The sequence below is a fragment of the Bartonella sp. MR63HLJHH genome, from assembly GCF_042194155.1.
Taxonomy (GTDB): Bacteria; Pseudomonadota; Alphaproteobacteria; order Rhizobiales; family Rhizobiaceae; genus Bartonella; species Bartonella grahamii.
Genome location: NZ_JBHIMN010000002.1, coordinates 274,688 through 279,215, shown reverse-complemented (window position 1 = coordinate 279,215; position 4,528 = coordinate 274,688). Strand labels below are relative to the sequence as shown.

At 37.6% G+C, this 4,528-nt stretch carries 5 protein-coding genes; all 5 read right to left on the bottom strand.

Annotation, left to right across the window (positions count from 1 at the left end; all coding sequences use genetic code 11):
* Positions 1-232 precede the first annotated feature (232 nt).
* On the bottom strand, positions 233-991 hold the full coding sequence (locus tag ACFIKQ_RS02575; protein WP_375644420.1) for a type IV secretion system protein: 759 nt from the start codon (positions 989-991) through the stop codon (positions 233-235).
* Complete coding sequence (locus ACFIKQ_RS02570; RefSeq protein WP_375644421.1) at positions 988-3,459, bottom strand: VirB4 family type IV secretion/conjugal transfer ATPase; 2,472 nt, start codon at positions 3,457-3,459, stop codon at positions 988-990. Before ACFIKQ_RS02570 ends, ACFIKQ_RS02575 begins: the two co-directional genes overlap by 4 nt.
* 2 nt (positions 3,460-3,461) lie before the next feature.
* Complete coding sequence (locus ACFIKQ_RS02565; protein ID WP_015857019.1) at positions 3,462-3,770, bottom strand: type IV secretion system protein VirB3; 309 nt, start codon at positions 3,768-3,770, stop codon at positions 3,462-3,464.
* Positions 3,771-3,782: 12 nt separating this feature from the next.
* Positions 3,783-4,094 carry a conjugal transfer protein gene (locus ACFIKQ_RS02560; RefSeq protein ID WP_375655822.1) on the bottom strand — a complete coding sequence of 104 codons (312 nt, stop codon included), beginning with the start codon at positions 4,092-4,094 and terminating at the stop codon, positions 3,783-3,785.
* 120 nt (positions 4,095-4,214) lie between these two features.
* On the bottom strand, positions 4,215-4,528 hold a 314-nt coding region (gene trwL / locus ACFIKQ_RS02555; protein WP_375655820.1), incomplete at its 5' end, for a VirB2 family type IV secretion system major pilin TrwL.

The window sequence follows — 4,528 nt, the reverse complement described above, 5'->3', positions numbered from 1 at the left end:
GATCAATTTTATTGAAAAGTTGCGTGAACACTGTAAAGTCCATGGAATTCCTCTTTAACGAATTTTCAACTTTTTATATGATTTTTAAGCATTTTTCGTTGAGTTTTTTAGGATAGAATTAAATTTCGTAGATCTTTTCAGTCTATGAGAGAGAACTGAATATTACGCACTAACCTTTGCTTTTTACGAGCATATAGGAAAAATAATACACGAAATATTGTTATAAAAAGCCTTATCTAATAAATCTTATGGTAGGCATTTTCGTGTTTTTACTATTCAAAATTTTTATGTTATGTTTGTCCTTCTGCTGTTTGATAAGTGTATATTCAGCATTGCGTAAATGTGTGACCATTTGTAGTTTTGCTGTTTCATTTTGTAGCATAGCGAGCATTCCAATTATATGTGCTTGTAACTCAGCAATACTTTTTAGATCTTTTGTTGTCTTGATTTCGTTTAATAGTTCTTCAATTTGCTGAAAACGATTATTTGCTTCTTCAAAAGTCTTTAGACTTACGGCTTTATCAGTGATGGCTGCATATTGGCTACGCTTGTTGATAAAACTGCTAGATTCATGGACAGAGATAGGAATTTCTTCTTCTTTTAAAATATTTTTAAGTGATGTAGTTAGAGCAGAAGATTTATTTCTATTGTAGAGCGTCTCCGGATTTTTGAGGAAAAAACTGCTGTGATCTGTTTGTGCATTTTTAAGTTTTTTAGTGTCGAACTTTTGGTTTCCCGTTATAGACTCCTGTATCTTTTTTACTTCCTCAAGTTGTTTTTTTAGTGTTTCGAGAAGTGGGTCAGCTGGCGCTTCCTTTTGTTGTGGAGGTTCTTTAGGCGTTGTTTCACGTGACTTTCCAAAAAAATTGGGCCACGCCGTTGGAACTGTTGCTGACAAATCTGCCGCTCCAGCGCCAAAAGTCCAAGCCATGGCTGGGTCTGAAATCCCTAAAGTTATTACAACTACTATTGGAATGAGCTTTTTTTTCATGTTTCCCTCCTGTCATTTTTTGCGTGCTGTAAGAAAATTGGTAACCATATTGCCGGATCATCACCAACTTCCGCGATAATGCTTTCGGCTAATTCTGCGTTATCTGGTGTACCTGATAACACCAAGAGCTCGTCACTAAAGTCGTGTTCGATGGTTTTTCCACCGCTTGTCAGATGGAATTTACCAAGATTCAGTTCTGCAAGCGCAGATTGATCACCCTGCTTAATGAGGAATTGGCGACTAAACTCACCAAGTCCTTTAACGAGTTCAAATTCTGTATCTGTTAGTTTAAAGCCTTTTGTATAATCTTCATAGTTTGCCTTGGGGTTGGCTAGAAAAATGTAAGTCGCACACTGTTGAATGAGTGTTTTGGCAATATTACTTTCCAAGGCATCGCTAGGCTCTTGTGTTGCGTAAACAAAAATACCATTTTGTTTACGGATAGTCTTTTGCTTATTTTTCGCCAAATCTTCAAAGTACGGATCTTGCAAAGGCTTCCAAAACTCATCAAAGATATACATAAATCGCTGTCCGCTAATCATGCCTTCTGTGCGGTAAAGCAAATACATCATCACTGGGGTGCGAGTTTCAAAATTATCTAAAAATTCCGTGATATCAAAGCCGTAAATTTGATGTGTTGAGAGATCAAGAGCATCATGGGGATTATCAAATAACCATCCATAATCACCACCTTCACACCATTTTAGTAAGCGAGCATGAACAGATGGGTGAGCATTATAATCACTTAAACGTGGATTTGGTAAAAATTGTATCAGAAAGGACAAACGACGGAGTGATTGGTCAATGTTACTGCTCATAACAGACATAACCGCTTTGTTAATTTCTTCCTCGTCGTGATGCGTGACCTCACCACCAGCTTCTGCCAATTTTTTAACAAATTGTTTCAGAAAAATCAGATTTTCTTGTGTGGGTGGGAGTTGGAAAGGATTGAAACCACTTTTCCTGCCTGGCTTGAATGTTAAATATTTTCCACCCATCGCTCGAATGGCAATTTCCATACCACGATCTTTATCAAAAACAACCGTTGTCGGCTTAAATTTTTGTGCTTGTGCTACCAAAAAGCCGAGTAACACGGTTTTACCGGAACCAGATTGTCCGATAAGTGCGGTATTACCGAGCAAACGTTTATCTGTTGAGTCCTCTTCAAGTTTGGAGGCATGAAAGTTGAAATAAAGCGGTGTTTTACTGGTTGTTTTAAGAATTGTGACGGCTGGACCCCACGGGTTGCCAGTGGGTTTTCCTGACATAAAATTATGAAAAGATGAAAATGACAAAAAGTTCAATGATGTAATCGGAGCAGGACGTGGTCTCCATTTCCAATTGCCAGGAAGTTGTGCCCAATAGCCAGCCTCTATCGCTAAGTCTACAGGTTTGGGCAGTACCGCAACGTCTAGTAATGCTGCACTTGCTTTAGCCATATGGTCGCGAACTTGTTGAATTGTATCACCATAGATAGTCAATGTGCAGTGATGTTCTCCCATGACAAAATGCCCGCTAATAAGCTGGTTTAGTGCTTCGTCAATTTGTTCAATTTGGCTCGTTGCCACATCTCGTGCATCAATAAGGTTACGCTGATGCCGTTGTAAATAGTCTTTAGCAGCATGTCGGGAGAGCACCGAAAAGCTCTGCGTCAATACGAACTCGAAGTCACTTTCCAACAAAACATTTAATTGTCCTGGTTTGGTTGTTGCATCATATTCTTTAATTTCCAGCATTCCAAATCGACGCATTCCACTGGTTGTTCGCAATTCACCAAGAGCACCCCATTTTGAGAAAAAAGGCCGATTGATAGACATATAGTCAGAAAAACGGTCATGGCAAATTGGCATGGGGCGATATTCACCATTGACAAGCATTCCAAGGAACTCAAGTGCAGAAGAATAAGCATGCCCATTTTTTTCATAAGCACCAAGAAGTTCTGCACCGTAACGGTTTAAAGATTGGCCTAAAGTACGATTGATGTCATTGAGTTCTTTGATACATGAGTCTTGTCGCATCTTTTTTTGATCAAGCGTTTCACGTTCATGTTTAGAAAAGAACGACATAATTTTATCCGCTATCGGTTGAAAAACGACAGTCAGATATAAATCATTGACCATCAAATTATAACCAGTAAAGCTTTGCCGATATTTTTCATCAAGTTGATAGCAAAACATTTGATCAAATGTTGAATCAGGATATTCATAAACACGGCGACGCACAATATGTGTCCAAAATGATAAATTGGCTGATGCAATACCCCGTAGAGTATTGTTAAGCTCTTTTATCCATTGAAAAATATCTTCTTCTGAAGCGCTTTGATGTGAACGCCCGTCAATCTTCCAAATCGATAAATATTCCGCATTTTTAGTAGAGATAATCGTATCTGTAATATGATGTGAATAAGGCAGAAACAGGCTTACAGGTGTCTCCGATGCAAGGCGTTTGCTACTTTCAACAGCTGTCATGTTTATCTCCTTTTACTATAATCAGAGGGACTATAACTTGATGCGCCCCAAAAACCTTTGTTGCGATTGCGAAATTTAGTATCGATCCATAACCACCAGATACGAAACGCCTTATCATCGTTTTTAGTAATTTGCACCATAATGAACCATAATGGAGGCGCTATAATCCACAAAAAGATACTTACTGTCATAGCAATAACAGCGACCCCCATAACCATAACGATAAATGGCATCATGGGGACACCCCATATAGTTGGAACACGTGTTGCTCCTTTGAATAGGGGGAATTCTTTTTGTTCTTGTGATTTCATGGGGTGCTCTTGTCAGTGGAGGTGAAATAATATGTGGCTAATATAAAAGGCTGCACCAGCAATAATGACGCTGAAGGCCCATCGTATAAATGTAGCTCTTGCAATGATGCGAAATATATAAATAAGCAAAAGAAATAAAAGAATAATGATGGCGACGATAGGAATAAGTATACTTAATCCATATTGCATCCCTATGAAAACATCTAAACTTTTCGTTTCCGTTTGAGCATATGCATATTTAGTTATTAATAACATAACTGAAGTGATAACAATAGCACTAATCTTATTACATATTTTTACTCGAAGTGTGTTTAATTGTTTCATATCCTTTATCCCCTTTTAATTAAAGTTGCTATAAATAATATTCCTTTTTTCAGTATGGCTACATTATTACCGGTATACAGCTACTATTCATTTTATTATTAACTTTATTTATTGTTAACTTTACGCTGTTCTAAACAACATTGTAACAAGTTGGGTTGAAGAACCTGCGATGACAACACCGATTGCCCACCGTACAAACGTATCCTTTCCGATGTAACGTCCTGCATAACCAATTGCTAAGCACAAAAGTATAACAGCAGCAGCAACAGGAATAATATGAGTAGTAAGATCTGTTTGTAGAGCTGTTAAAGCATCCTTAGCTTTTAAAGTTTGCGCTTGGGAATATACAGGATGAACCATAAAAAATGTTGTTATAGCTGCAGCAATTGTTATGATTCTGTTGTTATTTTGTGATTTTAAATTATTTAATTTTC

Coding starts and splice junctions, on each gene's coding strand:
- ACFIKQ_RS02560 (WP_375655822.1), bottom strand. CDS start 4,094: ATGAAACAATTAAACACACTTCGAGTAAAAATATGTAATAAGATTAGT.
- ACFIKQ_RS02575 (WP_375644420.1), bottom strand. CDS start 991: ATGAAAAAAAAGCTCATTCCAATAGTAGTTGTAATAACTTTAGGGATT.
- ACFIKQ_RS02570 (WP_375644421.1), bottom strand. CDS start 3,459: ATGACAGCTGTTGAAAGTAGCAAACGCCTTGCATCGGAGACACCTGTA.
- ACFIKQ_RS02565 (WP_015857019.1), bottom strand. CDS start 3,770: ATGAAATCACAAGAACAAAAAGAATTCCCCCTATTCAAAGGAGCAACA.